Origin of the sequence: Streptomyces sp. PR69 (genome assembly GCF_026420845.1) — a bacterium.
In the GTDB taxonomy this organism is placed as follows: Bacteria; Actinomycetota; Actinomycetes; order Streptomycetales; family Streptomycetaceae; genus Streptomyces.
Genome location: NZ_JAOWCB010000030.1, coordinates 15,774 through 35,111 on the forward strand (window position 1 = coordinate 15,774; position 19,338 = coordinate 35,111).

The 19,338-nt window shown below is 71.3% G+C and carries 19 protein-coding genes; 12 read left to right on the forward strand and 7 right to left on the reverse strand.

The window, feature by feature from the left end; genetic code table 11:
- Positions 1-135: 135 nt before the first annotated feature.
- The gene (locus tag OF819_RS23290; protein ID WP_267245568.1) at positions 136-1,008 is read right to left on the reverse strand and encodes an aldo/keto reductase family oxidoreductase; all 873 of its coding nucleotides are present in this window, start codon (positions 1,006-1,008) and stop codon (positions 136-138) included.
- A 131-nt stretch (positions 1,009-1,139) separates the two neighbouring features.
- Between OF819_RS23290 and OF819_RS23295 the strand changes: the two genes are divergently transcribed.
- Positions 1,140-1,586, forward strand: a complete 447-nt coding sequence (locus OF819_RS23295; protein ID WP_267245569.1) for a winged helix-turn-helix transcriptional regulator — start codon at positions 1,140-1,142, stop codon at positions 1,584-1,586.
- 81 nt (positions 1,587-1,667) lie between these two features.
- Here OF819_RS23295 and OF819_RS23300 read toward each other — a convergent pair whose 3' ends face one another.
- Both OF819_RS23300 and OF819_RS23305 read right to left on the reverse strand, forming a co-directional pair.
- The gene (locus OF819_RS23300; RefSeq protein WP_323748958.1) at positions 1,668-2,852 is read right to left on the reverse strand and encodes a hypothetical protein; all 1,185 of its coding nucleotides are present in this window, start codon (positions 2,850-2,852) and stop codon (positions 1,668-1,670) included.
- A gap of 850 nt (positions 2,853-3,702) precedes the next feature.
- A complete protein-coding gene (locus OF819_RS23305; RefSeq protein WP_267245571.1) occupies positions 3,703-5,085 on the reverse strand; it encodes a transcriptional regulator in 1,383 nt (460 codons plus the stop codon).
- Between the two features lie 259 nt (positions 5,086-5,344).
- Here OF819_RS23305 and OF819_RS23310 point away from each other — a divergent pair, with 259 nt between their 5' ends.
- The 3 genes from OF819_RS23310 to OF819_RS23320 all read left to right on the forward strand — a co-directional run bounded on the left by OF819_RS23310 (position 5,345) and on the right by OF819_RS23320 (position 8,736).
- Entirely contained in the window at positions 5,345-6,106 is a 762-nt protein-coding gene (locus OF819_RS23310) for a bifunctional DNA primase/polymerase (protein WP_416370606.1), read from the forward strand.
- Between the two features lie 126 nt (positions 6,107-6,232).
- Entirely contained in the window at positions 6,233-7,072 is an 840-nt protein-coding gene (locus tag OF819_RS23315; protein WP_267245572.1) for an ABC transporter ATP-binding protein, read from the forward strand.
- A complete protein-coding gene (locus OF819_RS23320; protein ID WP_267245573.1) occupies positions 7,069-8,736 on the forward strand; it encodes a transporter in 1,668 nt (555 codons plus the stop codon). The genes OF819_RS23315 and OF819_RS23320 overlap by 4 nt, the downstream gene beginning before the upstream one ends.
- A 76-nt stretch (positions 8,737-8,812) precedes the next feature.
- On the opposite strand, the gene OF819_RS23325 is transcribed toward OF819_RS23320, so the two are convergent.
- Positions 8,813-9,214: an ATP-binding protein gene (locus tag OF819_RS23325; RefSeq protein WP_267245574.1), complete on the reverse strand. Its 402-nt coding sequence runs from the start codon at positions 9,212-9,214 to the stop codon at positions 8,813-8,815.
- 277 nt (positions 9,215-9,491) lie between these two features.
- Between OF819_RS23325 and OF819_RS23330 the strand changes: the two genes are divergently transcribed.
- The 7 genes from OF819_RS23330 (at position 9,492) to OF819_RS23360 (ending at position 14,176) form a co-directional block, all read left to right on the forward strand.
- Positions 9,492-10,343: a helix-turn-helix domain-containing protein gene (locus OF819_RS23330; RefSeq protein ID WP_267245575.1), complete on the forward strand. Its 852-nt coding sequence runs from the start codon at positions 9,492-9,494 to the stop codon at positions 10,341-10,343.
- Between the two features lie 11 nt (positions 10,344-10,354).
- Positions 10,355-10,558: a DUF397 domain-containing protein gene (locus tag OF819_RS23335; protein WP_267245576.1), complete on the forward strand. Its 204-nt coding sequence runs from the start codon at positions 10,355-10,357 to the stop codon at positions 10,556-10,558.
- Between the two features lie 117 nt (positions 10,559-10,675).
- The gene (locus tag OF819_RS23340) at positions 10,676-11,275 is read left to right on the forward strand and encodes a dihydrofolate reductase family protein (RefSeq protein WP_267245577.1); all 600 of its coding nucleotides are present in this window, start codon (positions 10,676-10,678) and stop codon (positions 11,273-11,275) included.
- Between the two features lie 26 nt (positions 11,276-11,301).
- Entirely contained in the window at positions 11,302-11,877 is a 576-nt protein-coding gene (locus OF819_RS23345) for a hypothetical protein (RefSeq protein WP_267245578.1), read from the forward strand.
- 8 nt (positions 11,878-11,885) lie between these two features.
- Positions 11,886-12,161, forward strand: a complete 276-nt coding sequence (locus OF819_RS23350) for a hypothetical protein (RefSeq protein WP_267245579.1) — start codon at positions 11,886-11,888, stop codon at positions 12,159-12,161.
- 119 nt (positions 12,162-12,280) lie between these two features.
- Entirely contained in the window at positions 12,281-13,150 is an 870-nt protein-coding gene (locus OF819_RS23355; protein ID WP_267245580.1) for an AraC family transcriptional regulator, read from the forward strand.
- 300 nt (positions 13,151-13,450) lie between these two features.
- Entirely contained in the window at positions 13,451-14,176 is a 726-nt protein-coding gene (locus tag OF819_RS23360) for a DUF4190 domain-containing protein (protein WP_267245581.1), read from the forward strand.
- A 124-nt stretch (positions 14,177-14,300) separates the two neighbouring features.
- Here OF819_RS23360 and OF819_RS23365 read toward each other — a convergent pair whose 3' ends face one another.
- Both OF819_RS23365 and OF819_RS23370 read right to left on the reverse strand, forming a co-directional pair.
- The gene (locus OF819_RS23365) at positions 14,301-15,167 is read right to left on the reverse strand and encodes an alpha/beta fold hydrolase (RefSeq protein WP_267245609.1); all 867 of its coding nucleotides are present in this window, start codon (positions 15,165-15,167) and stop codon (positions 14,301-14,303) included.
- 730 nt (positions 15,168-15,897) lie between these two features.
- Positions 15,898-16,590, reverse strand: coding sequence for a metal-dependent transcriptional regulator (locus OF819_RS23370; protein WP_267245582.1), 693 nt, complete (start codon positions 16,588-16,590; stop codon positions 15,898-15,900).
- A gap of 220 nt (positions 16,591-16,810) precedes the next feature.
- On the opposite strand from OF819_RS23370, the gene OF819_RS23375 reads away from it, so the two are divergent.
- Positions 16,811-17,566 (forward strand): SIS domain-containing protein, encoded by a 756-nt coding sequence (locus OF819_RS23375; protein WP_267245583.1) that lies wholly within the window; start codon positions 16,811-16,813, stop codon positions 17,564-17,566.
- 28 nt (positions 17,567-17,594) lie between these two features.
- Here OF819_RS23375 and OF819_RS23380 read toward each other — a convergent pair whose 3' ends face one another.
- Entirely contained in the window at positions 17,595-19,178 is a 1,584-nt protein-coding gene (locus OF819_RS23380; RefSeq protein WP_267245584.1) for a PAS domain-containing protein, read from the reverse strand.
- Between the last annotated feature and the right edge of the window lie 160 nt (positions 19,179-19,338).

A 19,338-nucleotide genomic window follows, 5' to 3' on the forward strand; every position in this document is an offset into this window, starting at 1 on the left:
CCAGGACCGAGGGCGGTCCGGACGGGAAGGTTCCTTCACCCACGGACTTCGTCGAGTTCTTGGCCGCCAGCCGCCGGGCCGAAACCCGAACGGTGGCTTCGGTCGTGCCTTGTGGGCCGTTCAGCTACGAGGGATTCAGCGGCCGATGTCGTCCAGCTCGGTCAAGTCCTCATGAGAGAGGGAGAGTCCCGCGCCGGCGATGTTCTCGCGCAGGTGCGCTGTCGATGACGTGCCGGGGATGAGCAGGATGTTCGGTGATCGCTGAAGCAGCCAGGCCAGCGCGACGGACATCTGCGTCGCCTGCAAGCGAGCGGCGACCGCCGAGAGCGCCGAGGACTGAAGCGGGGTAAAGCCCCCGAGGGGGAAGAAGGGCACGTACGCGACGCCGTCGGCGGCGAGCCGGTCGATGAGCTTGTCGTCGTGGCGGTGGGCGAGGTTGTACATGTTCTGCACGCACACGATCGGCGCGATGCTCTGCGCCTCGGTGACCTGCTCCTCGGTCGCGTTGCTGACCCCGAGGTGGCGGATCAGGCCCTGCTGCTGGAGTTCCACGAGCGTCTCGAACGCCTCGGCGAGCGAGCCGGGCTGGGGACCTTCGGCGTTGCCGAGCCGGAGGTTGACCAGGTCGAGTACGTCGAGCCGGAGGGACGTGAGGTTGTCGTGGACCTGGCGGCGCAGATCTTCGGGTCGCCGGGCCGTGGGCCAGCCACCCTGTTCGTCGCGGGTCGCGCCCACCTTGGTCACGATGTGCAGCGACTCGGGATAGGGGTGCAGCGCCTCGCGGATCAATTCGTTGGTGACGCGCGGCCCGTAGGCGTCGCTGGTGTCGATGTGGGTGATACCGAGGCCGACCGCTTCACGCAGAACGCCCAGGGCGCCCTCGCGATCGGTGGGCGGCCCCATGACCCACGGGCCGGCCAGTTGCATGGCGCCGTAGCCGAACCGGGTGACGGTCAGATCACCCAGAGTCCAGGTGCCGCCGGGAAGAGAGAGGGAAGGTGTGCTCATCTTGTTGCCTTTCGCCGTGCACTTGGGGGTGGCGCCTGCTGCCTCCCTGCATCAGCATTGGAGAGAAACTTCCTGTCGGGAAGTAGGCACTTTGGAGTGCGTAACCCACCCATCGGTGAGAGGTGCGATCAGTGGCGACGACGAAGGCGGCCCAGAAGAGAGCTCAGGCCAAGGTGGAGTACAACGCGTTCCTGGCAGGGTGCCCCAGCCGGCAGCTGCTCGACCGAATCTCGGACAAGTGGGTCGTCCTGATCCTGTGTGCGCTGGGCGGGGACAACAGCCCTGGGCAGCCCGGTACAGCACACGCAGACGCTCCGAAAGCGATGCGGTACTCCGAGATCTCTCGTCTTCTGGCCGGGGTCAGCCAGAAGATGCTGACCCAGACGCTACGGTCGCTGGAGCGCGATGGCCTGCTCACCCGTACCGTGACGCCAACCGTCCCTGTCACCGTCTCCTACGAGCTGACCGACCTCGGCCTCTCGCTTCATCACATGACGCGCGGGCTCAGAAACTGGGCGCAGACACACATGGCCGAGGTCCTCGCAAACCGCGAGAACTACGACGCTCGCACCTCCTGACGACGCACGCCCAACCGCCCAACAGCTCTATGTTCTCGGGTGCTACACCCTCAACTGCGAAGAGCCCGGAAACCTTTCCCGTCAGAGCTGGTCGCTGCGGCGCTCCGTCAGACCGTATTTCTTGGCGATCGCGTTCCACAGCCCCGACGCTTCCCGCTTCGCCTTCGTCGCCTCGCCGCTCGCCCTGTTCCCCTTGGCCAGCTGCTTGGTGCCGCGCGCCTTGCCGTCCTTGCAGCCCTTCTCGCCCTTCGTCTGGTCGGCCCAGGCCGCGTAGTGGTCGTCCGCCGTTGCGGAGGCCTGCCATGCCTCGGTGAGGGAGGCGGTGAGCCTGGCGTGGTCGGGGAGTTGGTCGACGGTCAGGCCCTGCAGCCGGGTCACCAGGCCGCGCCGCTGGTTGGCCGCGGCGCGCAGGTCGGCGGCTGCCTGGTCGAGGTTCTTGCACTGCTTGATGTTCTCGACCGAACGGATCACGCTGTCGCGGCTGTTGTTGCTGTCCGCGAGGAGCTTGTCCAGCGCCTTGGCCTGCGGCTCGGCGGGGTCCGTGGGGGCGGAAGGCGACTTTGAGGTCTGGCTGGGGGCGGGGGAACCGGCGGCGACGTTCTTGCTCGCGCCCGCGTTCTTGGCGTCGTCGTCGCCGTCTCCGCCGAACATCACGGCGCTGACGCCGAGCCCGAGCACCGCGCAGCCGACGACGACCGCGGCGATCAGCGGCACCCGCGAGGATCTGCGGCGGCCCGCGTCGGGGTCGGGTGCCTGGGGCTTGTACGGCGCGTAGGCGCGCTGCGGCGACTGCGGCGGTCTCTGATAGGCGGGATGCGGCTGGTGCTGCTGGTGCTGCGGCTGGTCCGCGAAGCGCGGCAACTGCTGTGTGGCGTCCGCGACATGAGGTGTGCCGCCTCCGCTCTCGCGGAAGAGGTTGTCAAACTCGGCCGGCGGCTGCCGGTCGCCAGGCGCACCAGGTCTGATGCCGTAGGGCGCGCCGGTGGGCACGGGCGGGATCTGCGCGGTCGGGGCGGCGGCGCTTCCCGGCGCGACCGGCGGCAGATACTGCGTGGCCTGTACATCGGGCCCCTGCGGGAGTGGCTGGGCGCCCGGGAACTGCGTGGACTCCGCCGAAGCCTTCGGCGGCAGCACGCCAGGCGCGGCAGAAGTGGACGCGACCGGCGGGATGTACTGCGTCGCGTCGGCGTCACCCCCGGCCGGTGGTCCCTGCGGGGGCGGTCCCTGCGGGGGCATCGGCGCATACGGAGGAAGCGGCTGGCTCACGGGAGCCGGAACTCCCGCGTACCCCTGCTGGTCGGCGTGGACTCCGTACCCCTGCTGATCCGGCTGCCCTGACGGGCCAGGCTGGCCCTCATGCCCGGACTGGCCCGCGTATACCGGCTGGCCTTCGTGTCCAGGGTGGCCCAACTGCCTTGCGTGACGGGGCTGCGCCGCATAGCCCGACTGACCGGCGTAAGCCGACTGCCCCGCATGCCCGGCCTGACCTGACTGGCCCGCGTATCCACGCTGCGTCTGCTGGCCCGCGTACCCGGACTGGCCCTGCTGACCCCCGTGCCCGGCCTGACCCGACTGCCCCGCGTACCCGAGTTGGGCCTGCTCCCCCGCATGCCCGGACTGGCCCGCATACGGCGACTGGCCCGGCTGCCCCGCAGGGCCCTGCGGCCCCGGCTGCTGCGGTCCCCAGGGCTGCCCCCACGGCTGGCCGCCCGCCGGAGTCCCCTGTGCGTCGCCGCCGGGTATCCAGGGCTCGCTGCCGTCTGCGGGCAGCACGACACCCTCGTGCGCGGGCCGGTCAGCGGGGAGTTGCCGGCCGTCACCCTGTCCGCTTTGCGTCACCGGGGACTCCTACATCTGGTGCATCGGGCGTGTGGACCTACGGAACCGTCGGGTCACGCTACCGGCTCCCCCCGGCGCTCCGCACACACGTGTGGCACCCGTTACAGCGCCTCCGCCGCCGTCCGCCGCCCTCCCGGCCAGGGCTCCCGGCCTACGCCACGGTAGGCACACGGAACCACCACATCGGCCCGTACCGCAGCCCACACCGCAGCCCGCACCGGACGCTCACACACACCCGGTCGCACCACCCGGACACAGCCCGCTCTCACCACGCCGCTCACACCGACTGCAGCCCGACCCTCGCGTTGAACTCCCGCACCGCCGGCTCGGCCGCGTACGGCTCCAGGCGCAGCTGCAGATCCTCCAGATACTCCGCGCCCCGGCTGGACCGCAGCGACCCCATCAGCTCGACGGCCCGCGCCCCCGTCGCGCACGCGAGTTCCACCTCCCGCTGCTGGACTTGTGCCGAGGCGAGCAGGACATAGCCGATCGCCCGCCGTCTGGCCCGCGACTCCGGGTGGCCTTCGAGGGCGTCGGCCGCATGCCGTGCGGCGGTCCCGGCCTGCCCCAGGTCGCGATAGCAGTGGGCCAGCTCGTCCGCGAGATACGCCCGGTCGAAGTGGGCGATCCACGCGGGGTCGTCCCCGGACGCGCCGTCGGCCCGCTCCAGCGCCGCGACCGCCCGGCCCGCCGCCTCCAGGCAGGTGCGGGAGTCGCCGAGCAGCGCGTGCCCGCGCGCCTCCGCCGCCAGGAACATCGCCTCCGCCCTCGGCGTGACCTGCCCCCGCGTGCCCTCCTGCGCGGCGCGCGCAAGCTGCGCGATCTCTCTGGGGTTGCCCAGCTGCGCCGCGAGGTGGCTCATCGAGGCGGCCAGCACATAGCCGCCGTAGGCGCGGTCGCCCGCCGCCTGCGCTAGTCTCAGCGCCTGGATGTAGTACCGCTGGGCAAGGCCGGGCTGACCGGTGTCGACGGCCATATAACCCGCCAGCTCGGTCAGCCGCGCGACCGCCGCGAACAGCTCGCGCCCGACCGATTCCCGGTACGACCCGGAGAGCAGCCCGGAGATCACGCTGTTGAGGTAGTGCACGACCACGGGCCGCACATGACCGCTGCCGAAGCGGTGGTCGAGGTCGTTGAGCGCGGCGGTCATCGCCCGCACCGCCGCGACGTCGGACATCCCGACGCGCGCGCCCGCGTTCCGCGCCACCTGCGGGTCCGCGCCCGTGATCAGCCAGTCCCGGCTGGGCTCGACGAGCGCGGAGGCCGCGACCGCGGAGCCCGACAGGAAGTCCCGGCGGCCCACGTCGCTCCGCCACAGCTCGCAGACCTGCTCGATCGCGCCCAGCACGGTCGGCGAGAACTGCAGTCCGACGCCGGAGGCGAGGTTTTTGCCGTTCGCCATCCCGATCTCGTCGATCGTGACCGTGCGGCCCAGCTTGCGGCCGAGCGCCTCGGCGATGATGCCCGGCGCCCGGCCGCGCGGCTGCTGGCCGCGCAGCCAGCGGGCCACCGACGTCTTGTCGTACCGAAGATCCAACCCCCGCTCCGCGCCGACCATGTTGACGCGACGGGCCAGCCCTGCGTTGGAACACCCGGCTTCCTGGATGAGCGCCTGCAATCGCTCGTTCGGCTGTCGGGCGACGAGAGGCCTGGCTGCCATTGACTACCCCCTGAGGCCGGCTGATCGGTCCACCACAGTGATCAATGCCCGGCTGATATACGGAGAATGCAGAATGGTTCGGTTTTTGTCGCTTTTTGCCGGAAGGCTCGTCTCCGGCAGTTGGCTACCCGCCCGCCGCAGCACAGCCGCATGCGCGCCCCCACCCGTGCACCCATGCGCCCCCGTATGCAGGATCGATGCTCCGCCACCCGCCGCGTGACGCCCGTAACCCAAGGTGACGGGGGGAGTTGAGTGTGTCGTGGAAGAGACCATCGGAGTCAGCGCAGTCAGCTCAGTCAGCTCAGCCAGCGCCGTCAGCGGAGTCAGCGGAGTCTCCGGAGTCGGCACGGAAACCGCGCAGATCCCCCAGCAGCGGGGCGAGCAACTGCTGGACAGCGCCGTGCGGTACGCGGAGGAGCGGCACTGGGACGTGTTCCCCGGCACCTGGCTGGAGCCGGTGGACGGCAGGGAACTCTGCTCGTGCGGCGAGGCGGCCTGCCCGGCGCCGGGCGCGCACCCGGCCAGGCCGGACTGGGCGCACCAGGCGACAGGCAGCGCGGTGGCGGCACGCAGAATGTGGTCCAAGCATCCGAAGGCCTCGATCCTGCTGCCCACCGGCCGTACGTTCGACGCGCTGGACGTCTCGGAGTCCGCTGGCTTTCTGGCGCTGGCCCGTCTTGAGCGGATGGACCTGCCGCTCGGTCCGGTGACCTGCACCCCGGACCGGCGGATGCTGTTCTTCGTCCTTCCCGGCGGCGCGGCCAAGGTCCCCGACCTGGTCCGCGGGCTCGGCTGGATGCCCAGTGCGATCGATCTCGTGCCGCGCGGCGAGGGTCACTATGTGGCGGCGCCGCCGACCCGCGTCGGCGGCCATGGCGCGGTGCAGTGGGCGCGCCGCCCGACGCCCGCCAACCGCTGGCTGCCTGACGCGGAGGAGTTGATCAGCGCGCTGGCGTATGCGTGCGGGCGCGAGGCGGCCGCGGCGAGGTCGGCGCGCAGGGCAGGGCCGGCGGGGGCCTGAGGAGGGGCCTAAGCCTGAGGGACCGGCGGGCCTGCGCGAGTCGGCCGGGGCCTGAGCCCTGCCGCCTCCTGCGGCGTTGCTTAGGGTGGTCCCCGTACATACGGGGACATCGAAAGGCAGGCCGCCATGCCGGACCAGGCAGCGCACCAGGCCACGGAAGCACTTTCCACATCCGCGGTGGGCGGAGCGTCACCAGCGCCGCCCGCCGTTCTCGTCCAGGGCCTGTGGAAGAGGTTCGGCGATCATGTCGCGGTCTCGGGGGTCGATCTGATGCTGCCCGCCGGCCGGTTCATCGGTCTGGTCGGCCCGAACGGCGCGGGCAAGACCACCACTCTGTCGATGGTGACCGGGCTGCTCCGCCCCGACCAGGGCCGTATCGAGGTGGCCGGGCACGACGTCTGGCATGACCCGGTCGAGGTCAAGTCCCGCATCGGGGTGCTGCCCGAGGGTCTCCGCCTCTTCGAGCGGCTGTCCGGGCGTGAGCTGCTGGCGTACAACGGGCGGCTGCGCGGGCTGCCCGGCGACGAGGTCGACAAGCGGGCGTCCCAGCTGCTGGACGTGCTCGACCTCGCGGGGGCGCAGCACAAGCTGGTCGTCGACTACTCGACCGGCATGCGCAAGAAGATCGGCCTGGCGGCCGCGCTGCTGCACAACCCGGAAGTGCTGTTCCTGGACGAGCCGTTCGAGGGCGTCGACCCGGTGTCGGCGCAGACCATCCGCGGGGTACTGGAGCGGTACACCGCCTCGGGCGCGACCGTCGCCTTCTCCAGCCATGTGATGGAGCTGGTGGAGTCGCTGTGCGACTGGGTGGCCGTGATGGCGGCGGGCCGCATCCGTGCGCAGGGGCCGCTGGCCGAGGTGCGCGGGGACGCCCCCTCGCTGCAGCAGGCGTTCCTGGAACTCGTCGGCGCGAACGGCCGGGACGCCGGGCAGTCGCTGGACTGGCTGGGCGGCGGCACGCGATGACGACTCCGCCGACGACCCCGCTGACCACCCCGGCGGCCACCCCCGCCGCACCCCACTCCCACTCCCCCTCCCTCACCTCCGTCTTCGTACGGCTCAAGCTGTCGCTGCTGGCCAACGGGCTGCGCCAGTCGTCGGGCCGTACGGCGGCCTTCGTCACCTCGCTCGTGCTGACGGCGCTGTTCGCGGCGGGCCTGATGCTCGGCCTGCTCGGACTGCGCGGTCATGACCATGCCGCGTCCCTGGTCGTCCCGCTGATCGGGCTGCTGGCGCTGGGCTGGGCGACGATGCCGCTGTTCTTCCCGAGCGGGGACGAGACGCTGGACCCGACGCGTCTGGTGATGCTGCCGCTGCGGCCGCGGCCGCTGGTCTCGGCGCTGCTGGTCACCTCGCTGGTGGGCATCGGGCCGCTGTTCACGCTGTGCCTCGCGGTCGGCTGCGCGCTGGCCCTGGCGCACGGGGCGGCCGGCGTGGCCGTCTCCGTCCTGGCCGTGCCGCTGACGCTGCTGGTGTGCGTGGCGCTGGCGCGGGCCGTCGCGGCGGGCAACATCCGGCTGCTCACCTCGCGCAAGGGCCGCGATCTGGCGGTGCTGAGCGGTCTGGTGATCGCGGTGGGCATCCAGTTCGTCAACTTCGGCACGCAGCGGCTGACCGAGGCGGGCGGGCTCGCGGCGCTCGACCCCGCGGCGCAGATCGTGCAGTGGCTGCCGCCCGCCTCCGCGCTGGCCGCGGTGGACGCGGCGAGCGAGGGCGCGTACGGCACGGCGGCCGTGCAGCTGGCGCTGTCCGGGGCCGCGCTGGCCGGCTGCCTGTGGCTGTGGCAGCGCAGCCTGACGAAGCTGATGACCTCGCCGGACGGCTCCACGCTCGCGGCCGCCGCGGAGCCCACCCGCAAGGACCCCGCCGCCGGGCGCGGGGGCGGCCTGCACGCGCTGCTGCCCGACGGTCGTACGGGCACGGTGATGCAGCGGAGCCTGCGCTATGTCTGGCGCGACCCCAAGACCAAAGCCGCCTGGACGACGGCGCTGGCGATCGGTCTGATCGTGCCGCTGTTCAACGCCCTTCAGGGCACGGGCTCGCTCTATCTGGCGTGCTTCGCGGCCGGGATGCTCGGCGTCCAGATGTACAACCAGTTCGGGCAGGACACCTCGGCGTTCTGGATGGTCGCGCTGACCATCTCGTCACCCCGGGACGCGTACGAGGAACTGCGCGCGCGTGCGCTGGCGTTGCTGGTGATCACCCTCCCGTACACCGTCTTCGTGGTGGTCCTCACCACCGTGCTGCTGGGCGACTGGACCGCGCTGCCCGAGGTGCTGGGCCTGTCCTTCGCCCTGCTCGGCGCGATGCTGGCGACGGGCGCGGTGGCCTCGGCCCGCTTCCCGTACTCCATCCCGCAGGACAGCGCGTACAAGAACGTCGCCCCGGGGCAGGGGGCAATCGCCTGGATGTCCATCCTCGGCGGCATGGTCGCCGGCGCGCTGCTGTGCGCCCCGCTCATCGCCGCCGCCATCTGGCTCCACGCGACCGGCACGGACGGCGCCCGCTGGCTCCTCCTCCCCGCGGGCGCGGGGTACGGCATCCTCCTCGGCTGGGCGGGCCTGCGGCTGGCCGCCCCGCAGACGGCGAAGCGTCTTCCGGAGATCCTGGCGGCGGTCAGCAAGGCGTGACGGGCATGACGGCGATGTTTGCGTTGAAGTTGAACATGGTGGCGTGCGCGTGCGGCTCATCGGCTGAGCCTTTCGCTCAGCAGGCTCTGACCAGCTCGAACCACACTCCCTTGCCGTCCTGCGCCCCCAGCCCGAGGGGCGCGCCGGTCTCGGTGCCCCAGCGTCCCTCGGTGACGGCGTCCACCAGCCACATGCCGCGCCCGCTCGCGCCGTCGTAGCCGTGCAGCATCACGGGGCGTCGGCGCTCTCCGTCGTACACGGTGACCCGTACGCCCTTGTCCTGTACGGCCAGCCAGAGGAGGGAGCCGATCCCCGTCGCGTGGCGATAGGCGTTGGTGACCAGCTCTGAGGTGCACAGCGCGGCGGGGTCGACGAAGTCGTCCAGCTCCTGGGCGCGCAGCACGGAGGCGACGAAGTCGCGGGCGATGCGGGGGGAGGTGGGGAGGGGAGGGCAGAAGAGCGTGTACGAGTAGGGCATGGCGTATCAGCTCCAGGTGGGGAGTGGGGTGATCCCGGCCGGTGGCCTTGCCCGCCGTCAGCAGATGGGCGGGTGCGCTTCCGGCCGTCAACGAGTGCGCCTCGCCGCGGGAGGCCACGAAGACCGTCCACAACAAAGCGCGTTGAAGCCGCTACCGACCGTAGGGCAAAAAATAATGGTGGCGCAACTTTTTGCCGAGGATTGATTCCGGCTCGCGGCTCCGTGCCATGCTGACGCTCGCCTACCCATCGTCAGGGCCAGCAGGGAGAGTTGAACCATGCCCCCGAGAAGCAATCCCACGGCTCGGCAGGAGCGTCTGGGCGCGGAACTTCGCAAGATGCGTGAGCGGGCCGGAGTCACCGCGCGCAGCGCTGCCGCACTGCTGGGGTCGAACCCCATGCAGATGAGCCATGTGGAATCAGGTCGCAGCGGCATCAGTGAGGACCGGATCCGCCGTCTGGCGGCTCACTATGCCTGCGACGACGCGGCATTCGTCGACGCACTGGTAGCGATGGCCACCGAGCGTCGAAAAGGCTGGTGGGAAGAGTACCGGGGTGTCATCGCGCCGGCCAGCCTGGATGTGGCGGAGATGGAGCACCATGCCACCCGAATCCGGACCTTCCAAGTGACCCACATCCCGGGCCTGTTCCAGACGGAGGATCACATGCGCGCGGCCTTCCGGTACGTATCCCCGGACTGGCCGCAGGCCGACCTCGACGCACATGTCGCCTTCCGCACCCGCCGCCAGCGGATTGTCACGGACGCACCCGAAACCCCCGTGGAGGCGGTGATCCACGAAGCGGCCCTTCGCTTCAGGGTCGGCGGCCGCAAGACGGCGCGTGCGCAGCTCGAACGCATCATGGAGGCAGCAGACCTGCCTCATGTGAACGTGCGGGTCGTATCCTTCGACACTGATGACTTCGCGGGTGCCGGGCACTCGATGCACTACGCGGTCGGCCCGGTGCCACAGCTTGACACCGTCCAGTTCGACACCGCGCACAGCAGCGTCTTCCTGGGTTCCGAAGCCCGGCTCCAGCAGTACCGCGCACGGTTCGCACGCGTACAGGGCACGGCACTCCCGCCCGACGCCTCGCGGAATCTCATCGCCCGAATCGCTCAGGACCTCTGAAAGGCATCGACATGTCCTCACCCGTTCACTGGCAGAAGTCGAGCTTCTCCGGCGGCGGCTCGCACGAGGAGTGCGTGGAACTGGCCAGCGCGGGACGCGGCATCCACCTCCGCGAGAGCGACGCCCCCGCCGCCGTCCTCACCACCCGCCCCGCCGCGCTGCGCGCGCTCATAGCCGCCGCCAAGGAGGGCGGTCACAGAGCCCTCGGCGGGTGAGCCGCGGCATATGGCCTGGATCACCCGGCAGGACCGCACAGGGGCGATGATTCCGGCGTGGCGCGGCAGTCTTCATTGCCGTAACCCCGGATGAGACGACGAGGAGCGGTGGTTTCCATGCGCATCGTGATCAGCGAGTTCATCAGCCTCGACGGCGTCGTGCAGGCGCCCGGCGGGCCGGAGGAGGACACCGAGGGCGGCTTCGCCCACGGCGGCTGGACGCACCCGTACTTTGACCCCGAGGTGGTCGGCGGGGCCTTCGACGAGGCGCTGGGGAAGGCGGAGGCGCTGCTGTTCGGGCGGCGTACATGGCAGACGATGGCGGGGGCGTGGCCGGGGCGGGCGGGTGATCCGTTCGCGGACCGGATGAACGCCGTCCGGAAGTACGTCGTGTCCCGGACGCTGGGCGAGTCGGAGCTGACGTGGAACAACACGCAGCTCATCCCGGGCGACAAGGCAGTCGCTCAGATCCGGGAGCTGCGCGGGGCCGGTGACGGCGATCTGCTGGTCATGGGGAGCGCGTCGCTCGCACGCACGCTGCTGAGCGAGGGGCTGGTCGACGAGCTGAAGCTCATGGTCATGCCGGTGATCCTCGGCGGCGGAAAGTCGGTCTTCCCCAACGACGGCACGAAGCTCCCGCTTGAGCTGGTCTCCACGGTCACCAGCGACACCGGCGTCCAGGTGTGCACCTACCGCCGGGCGGCAGACGGGGCCTGACACCCGGACGGGGTACCGTGCACCCCATGTGCACGTCCTACGGGGGACGCGCAGAGCACGTAGCACGGGGTGAACTTCAGCACCATGTCCTTGAAGACGAGTGGGCCGGGCATATGTCCGACGCCAGAACGCAGCGCCCCACAAGCACCCGACTGAACCAGCTCGACGGCGGAGGCGGCCAGGGCGCCAAGCAGAAGCTGCATGTGACGCCCGCCCTCCTGCGGGGCCTCCAAGGGGAAGTTCGGCAGTCCTGGCTCAAGCCGGCGGCGGAGTTCATCGGCTACCGGGCATGGCTCAACAGCGCCAACAGCGCGCAGAAGGGGAAGTGGGCCGACGCGGAGTCGTACTTCATCGCCGGAACGCCCGCCTATGCGGCCGGCATGGAGGCCTCCCTGATGGAGAGCTCCGGCGGAGGCGGACGGCACCGCAAGCCGACTCTGATGAACAAGGCGGGCTGGCTGGGCGGAAAGATCTTCGGCTTCCCGGCCGGCGTGGTGGCCACGGGGCTGGACTTCTACTACACCCCGGCGCAGAGCGCCTCTCAGGGACCCGACGCGAAGATCATGGCCCCCAAGGACCCGGGAAGAGTGCATTGGAAGTGAGCGGTGTGATGAGCGGTGTGAACAGACGACGCGAGAACGCGCCGGGCCGGGCCGGAGGTCAGCTCTTCGATCTGCTGTCCCGCACTCACAGGACCCTGATCCTGGGCGTGCTGGCGTCCGTGGGCGGAATCGGCGGCTTCATCACCGCCGTCTCACAAGGTGCGGGGATCGTCGAGATTCTGGGCGCGCTCGCGGTCGGCGTGGTGGGGCTGCTGCTGGCCACCGGCTACATCGTGGGGTACGGGAGGCGTAACCCCGGCAGAGAGCCGCGTCGTCCCCGATGACACATTCCCGTGCCCGACCGGACCAGACCCGACCGGACCCGATCGGAGCGGGCACGGGATGTCGGGTCCCGCAGGGCCGGTCCTTCCTAGCGTGGTCGGTGCAAGGGAAGGAGACCGGGATGCTGGAGCGGCTCAACCAGGCCATGGAGTACGTCGAGGAGCACCTCGACGCACAGATCGACGCGGCTGAGCTGGCGCGGATCGCGGTGACGTCGGAGTACCACTTCCGGCGGCTGTTCTCGGCCCTCGCGGGGATGCCGCTGTCGGATTACATCCGGCGTCGGCGGCTGACCGTGGCGGGGGCGGAGGTGCTCGCCGGGGAGCGGACGCTTCTGGACGTGGCCGTGCGGTACGGATACGGCTCCGGGGAGGCGTTCGCGCGGGCGTTCCGCGCGGTGCACGGCGTCGGGCCCGGAGAGGCCCGGCGGACCGGCGCGGCTCTGCGGTCGCAGCAGCGGTTGTCCTTCCGGCTCGTCGTCGAAGGGAGCAGCAGCATGCGATACCGGATCGTGGAGCGGGAGGAGTTCCGCGTGGTCGGGAAGAGGGCCCGTGTCCCGCTGGTCCACGAGGGCCTGAATCCGGCGATCGTGGAGTTCATCAGGGGAATCGACCAGGCGACGATCCAGCGGATCACGGCCCTGTCGGACCAGGAGCCGGCGGGCATCCTCCAGGTGAGCGACAAGGTGGACCCGAGCCGTGCGGAGGGCACGGAGCTGGACTACTACCACGGCGTGGTGACCTGCGCCGACCCGCCCGAGGACCTTGACGCGCTTGCCGTCCCGGCGGGCATGTGGGCGGTGTTCGAGGACTCGGGGCCGTTCCCGCAGTCGCTGCAGCACCTGTGGCGGGATGTGTTCACGCAGTGGTTCCCCTCGAATCCGTACGAGAGCCGTCCGGGCCCCGAGATGCTGCGGGTCGTCCCCTCACAGGACTGGGCCGAGGCAGAGGCGGAGCTCTGGATTCCGGTGGCGCGGACCAGTCCCTCCTGACCGCCTGCGCCTGCGGACCAGGGCCCCGCACCCCTGGTCCGGAGGCTGCGTACACGTGCCGCCGAGGCTTCCCCGATCCGCCACCAGGGATGAGGAAACGGTAAAAGCGGCTGGTAGGGTCATCGACCCGGTGAATTCGACAGCCAAGGACTTTGCATGACCATGCCTGCTCCGCCCGGTGACCGCAATCCCGTGGACCGGGAGTCGACCTCCCGGAATCCGTGGGGATCCCAGCCCTCAGGGCCCTCCGCTTCGCACGGGCCGTGGTACCCGTCTCAGGCTCCGCAGGCCCGGAATGGAATGGGGGTCACGGCCCTGGTGCTCGGCATAGTCGGCGTGGTCCTCGGACTGGCCGTCGTCCTCTTCTGGATGTCCTGGCTGCCGGCCCTGCTGGCCTTGGTCTTCGGTTTCGTCGGGCTTGCCCATTGCCGCAAGGGAGTGGCGACCAACAGAGGGATGGCGCTGACCGGTGTGATCCTGGGCGCGGCCGGTCTGCTGATCGCGGTCGGCGGCGGGGTGTTCTCGGTGCTGCTGGTCAAGGATGCGGCCGAGGACGCCCGCGCAGAGATCGCCGAGGTGAGGGCATCGGCGGCTGCGGAGGCGGAAAAGGAGCGGGAGAAGGAGAAGGCCAGGCACCTGTCGTTCGGTGAGGCGTACACCTTCGAGAACGGACTGAAGGTCACTGTGGCCAAGCCGGAGCCGTTCACCCCGGACAGCCTGGTCTACGGCCATGCGAAGGGGAACAAGGCCGTGCAGGTGACGGTCACCGTCGTCAACACCAGCGCCGAGCGGCTGTCGGTCGAGACGGGGCTGCCCAGCGTCAACGACGCCAACGGGGCCTCCACAGAACTCGTGATCGACGGAAGCGGACGCCAGAAGGTCATCACCGGTTATGTCCTGCCCGGCAAGGAAGCCATCGGCAAGTACGCCTTCTCACTGCCGCCCGACGCGGCTGACAAGATCGAGGTCGAGTTCAGCCCGGACTCGAAGCGGTGGCCGGACGCCTACTGGTCCGGCCCCAACTGAGCTGGTGCGCTGAGCCGGGGAGCGGGGCAGCTGCACCCCGGCCCGGTCTGTCGTAAGGCCGCACGGCAGGCGCCGGGCCGTCCGGCCGGGCGTCAGGGCGTCAGGGCGTCAGGGCGTCAGGGCGTCAGGGCGTCAGCACGCTGTCCAGGAAGGGCTCGATCGCGGAGCGCCAGCGCTCCGGCTGGTCGAAGTGGACGAGGTGGCCCGCGTCGGCGACTTCGCCGTACTGGCCGCGGGGGAGGACGCGGACCATCTCCGAGGCCTCCGCGCGGCCCAGTTCGCCGTCGAGGCCGCGGACGACCAGGGTGGGGCAGCGGACTTGGGCCAGCTCTTCCCAGTGGGCGTCGTAGACCCAGGTCGCGCGGCTGATGAGCATCTGGCGGCGGGAGAAGACGGGACGCCAGCCGTCGGCCCGCTCCGCCATGACCTCGGCGAAGAACTCTCCGCGGGAGGGGTTGGGGCGCTCGACCCGCGGGTCGTCCTCGCCGAACCACTTGCGGACGTCGGCGAGGGTGGCGAAGGGGACGGGCCAGGAGCGGAACCACTCCTCCCACTCGCGCTGCGAGGCCGCTCCCAGGGCGGAGGCCCGCATATCACAGATGATCAGGGCCCGGACCAGATCGGGGCGTTTGGCGGCGAGCTGCCAGGCGGTCAGGGCGCCCATGGAGTGGCCGATGAGGATCGCCGGGGCGAGGCCGAGCTGTTCGATCGCGGCCTCGGCGTCGGAGACATATGCGTCCCGGGTGAAGGGGCCGTCGGCCGGTTTGTCGCTGCGGCCGTGGCCGCGCTGGTCGAGCGCGACGGCGCGGTGCCGCTCGGCCAGCCAGCGGGCCGTGGAGGCCCAGTGCGAGGCACGGCCCATCAGGCCGTGGAGCAGTAATACTCCCGGAGCGGGCTCGCCGTCGCCGCTGCGGCCCTTGGGAGGGTCGGCGAACTCCCATGCGGCGAGGCGTACGCCGCCGGCTCCGCTGACATCGATGCGCCGCACCATGTGGTCTGGCACCCCCTTCTCCCCCGGTGATCGAACCCTGTCGAGCCCCGCCAGACTATCGAACTTCTATTCGAACAAGCTGGAAATGCGGCTCTGCCGCGCAACACCGCTCATACGAGTGACCACGCTCAAGGATTGGCGTCCACGACCAAGGGGAGATCTTCTCCGGGGGGCGGGCCGCTCGGGGAAAACGGTCCGAGGGGATGACCCTGGGAGCTCGGGGCTCAGGGTCGCCACAGGGGAGGACGGGCCCCGGCGTCGCAAGGCGCCGGGGTCCACCCCTGTCGCCGTCAGGCGGCCGAATGGCCTCGGGTGCCGTGCGCGGGCGCGTGAAACGGCGCGCTGCGACACGCGCGGGGCGTACGACGAGCGCGGCGGGCGCATCACCCAGATCCCCTCCCCGGCCGTGGGGTCATATGCCTCAGCCACAGCGTGGCATGCGATTCCCTCGGGCGCTGCCGTTCCGACGGGAATCCAGACGGAAATCGGAGTCAGGAGGACGGAAAAGCAACCAGCACGCGCCCGCCGGACGCCTCCGGACGCCCCCCGCCCGCCTCGGCGGCCACAAGGCCCTCGCAGGCCCCAAAGCGCCCAAGGTGCCCAAAGCGCCCAAGGTGCCCAAAGTGCCCGAGGCGCCAATGGCGCCTCAGAGCGCCGAGGAACCCAGGTGCGTTCTCCCGCGCCTCCCGGCCCGGCACCGCCCCGGGCCACACAGGGCCGGGGGCCGGTCTCAGCGCTTGGCCACGAAGACGTGCGAGGCGATGTCCGACTCAAGCTCCGCCGCCTCGCCGCCGCTGCCCACGAGCACGCCGCCCGCGGACTCCGTGACGCTCACCACGGCGCCGGGCTGCACGCCCGCGCGGCGCAGCGTGTACATCAGCTGAGCGTCCGTCTGGATCGGCTCGCCGATACGGCGGACGACCACGGTCTTGCCCTCCGTGCCCGCGTCCAGATCGGCCAGCGAGACCATCCCGGCGTCCAGGAAGGGGTCGGCCTCCGCCTTCTCGCCCAGCTCCTCAAGACCCGGGATCGGGTTCCCGTACGGCGACTCGGTCGGGTGGCGCAGCAGCTCCAGCACCCGCCGCTCGACCGCCTCGCTCATCACATGCTCCCAGCGGCACGCCTCGGCGTGGACCTGCTCCCACTCCAGGCCGATGACGTCGACGAGCAGGCACTCGGCGAGGCGGTGCTTGCGCATCACGCGCGTGGCCAGCCGGCGGCCCTCTTCCGTCAGCTCCAGATGGCGGTCTCCCGCGACCGTGACCAGGCCGTCCCGCTCCATGCGGGCCACGGTCTGGCTGACCGTGGGACCGCTCTGGTCGAGCCGCTCCGCGATACGGGCGCGCATAGGCACCACACCTTCCTCCTCAAGCTCGAGGATGGTGCGGAGATACATCTCCGTGGTGTCGATCAGTCCGGACATACGTGCCCCTCGATGGAATCGTGCTGGCGGCCCTGAACTCAATTCTGACGCATCCCGCCGACAACCGTCCCGCGTCGATGGAAGCCCGCCGCCGAACGTTCACGCGGAGGTGCGGGAACAGCCGCGGGGACGCCGTATTGGACGCCGTATTGACAGGGGAATGGTCCAGACCGCAACGTATCGGCGGCATGAACATTCCACGCGTGCGAGAGGGCTGCGCATGAGCGAGAGCAAGCTGGCCGGTCAGTTCTTCGACGCCGCGATCGGCCTGTTGCAGCGCGTACGGGACGAGGAATCGGCGAACATCGCGGCCGCCGGGACCGCGATCGCCGACGCCGTCGCCGCGGACGGCCGCCTCTTCGCCTTCGGCGCCGGGCACTCCTCCCTCCCCGCGCAGGATGTCGTCTACCGGGCCGGCGGCCTCGCCCTGATGAATCTGCTGGCCGTCCCCGGCGTCGTCGGCGTCGACATCATGCCCGCGACGCTCGGCTCCGCCCTGGAGCGCGTCGACGGGCTGGCGGGCGCGGTGCTCGACTCCAGCCCCGCCCGCGCCGGCGACGTACTGGTGATCATCTCCCTGTCGGGGCGCAACGCCCTGCCGGTGGAGATGGCGATGAACGCGCGCGCCCTCGGACTGACGGTCATCGGCGTCACCTCGGCGGCGTACGCGCAGGAGACCAGATCCCGGCACAAGTCCGGCACGTTCCTCAAGGACCACTGCGACATCGTCATCGACTCCAAGATCGCGGTGGGCGACGCGGAGCTGACGCACCAGGGGATCGAGGCCCCCTTCGCGCCCGCGTCCACGGTCGTCACCTGCGCGCTGATGCAGGCGACGATGGCCGCCGCGGCGGAGCGGCTCGTCGAGCGGGGCATCGAGCCCCCGCTGCTGCGCTCCGGGAACGTGGACGGCGGCCATGAGTGGAACGGCCGGATTCTGGGTCAGTACGCCGACCGGATCTTCTTCCGCCACTGACCGGCGCGGCTGAGGCCCACCGGCTCCGCTAGGGCCTTCCCCGGTCGCCCGGCCCGCCCCGCTCGCCCCGGTCGCCCGGCCCGCCCCGGCCTTCCCGCTCGTCCCGGTCGTCCCGCGCGCGCTCTTCCCTCCCAGCCAGACGGGCCAGATCCAGCGACGCCGCCGCGAGGGCCGCGACGCTCTCCGCGTACGCAGCGTCGGACCGTTCGAACGGCGGGCGGCTGGCGGTACGGAGGAAGGTGAGGACCCCCAGGGTGCGGCCGCGGCTGCGCAGCGGGGTGCACAGGGCGTGGGCGGTGTCGGCCGGCCACTGGCGCTCCTCGGCCCACTCGCCCGCCGCCCGGCCGCCGCCGGCGTGCGCCGCGGGGCCCCCGCCGGCCCCCGCCCGCGCGCCCGCCCTCGTAACCGACCGCGCGCCCGCGCTCGCGCGGACCGAGCCGACGCGGTCCGCCGACTGAAGGGCCGGATGGCCGGGCGGATAGCGGACGGGGATGCCCGCGCCCTCAGGGCCCGCGCCCGCGACGGGCAGACACGGCCCCGGCGTCCCGGACGGCGTGGCGGCCGCGCGGACCAGCCGGTCGCCGCCGGGCTCCAGCAGGTCGATCAGGGCGTGGTCGGCGAAGCCCGCGAGCGCGAAGTCGACATACGCCGTCGCCGCCTCCATCGGGTCCTCGCACTCGACGGCGGCGCGCCCGGCCCGGTGCAGCTGGCTCGACCTGAAGCGCAGCCGGTCGGCCTCCTGCTCGGCGAGCTTCTGCTCCGTCACATCGTGGAACAGCCAGCCCACTCCGAGCGGCACCGGCTCCTCCGCGAGCGGTGAGGCCAGCCGCAGGAACCCGCTCCGCCAGCACCTTCGCTGCGGCTCCTCCCCCTCTGCCCCGCCCCCGGCCTCCGCCGCCCGCAGGGTCACCCACAGCTCGACCAGCCCGCGCGGCGCGCCCTCGGCCAGTACGTGGTGCAGCGCGCCCTCCAGCTCCTCCACGCCCTGGACGACCAGCTCCCCCAGCGGCCGCCCCAGCGGCGAGACCCGCCCCGCGCCGAGCGCCCGCGCCGCATGGGCGTTGACGACGGTCGGGCGGAGATCCACATCGACCAGGACGACACCCCAGGAGGCATCGTCGAACAGGGCCTCGCTCAGCGCGATCGAGCGCTCCAGATCGATCTGCGCATGGACTTCACTGAAGGCCGTGTAGACGCCGGCGGGCTCGCCGTCCGCGCCCAGGACCCGCGCCGACTGCGTCCGCACGAGCACCCGGCCGCCGTCCTTGCGCAGCAGCGCGAACTCATGCACCTGCCGCCCCGGCGCGTCCATGGCCGCCAGCAGCCGCCCCTCAACCTCTCCGGCGTCCGCGCGGCGCACCGCCCATCCGGCGAACCCGCGCCGCCCGACCGCCTCCTCGGCCGACCAGCCCAGAATCCGCTCGGCCTCGCGGTTCCAATGGGTGATCACCCCGTCCGCGTCGAAGGCGCAGAGCGCGGCGTCCATCCCGTCCAGCAGCGCGGCCAGCAGCTCCGCCCCCGGCCCGCCCCGCTCCCGCTCTCGCTCGCGCTCGGGCCCGGGCTCATCCGGCCCGAGCGCCGCGCCCGCCGTCTCACTCCTGGAAGCACTCATCCTGGACCCCCTGCAGGACGCGTCCCACGCATGCTCATGCCCGTCAGCTTCAGCTCATGCACGTGAGTTCATTCAACTGGAACGTGACGCAGCACACACTCTGTTCCCGAAAATCGTTGCCGCTTGGAAACTGGGCTGTGCGGGCGCGGCCCGCTTCCTG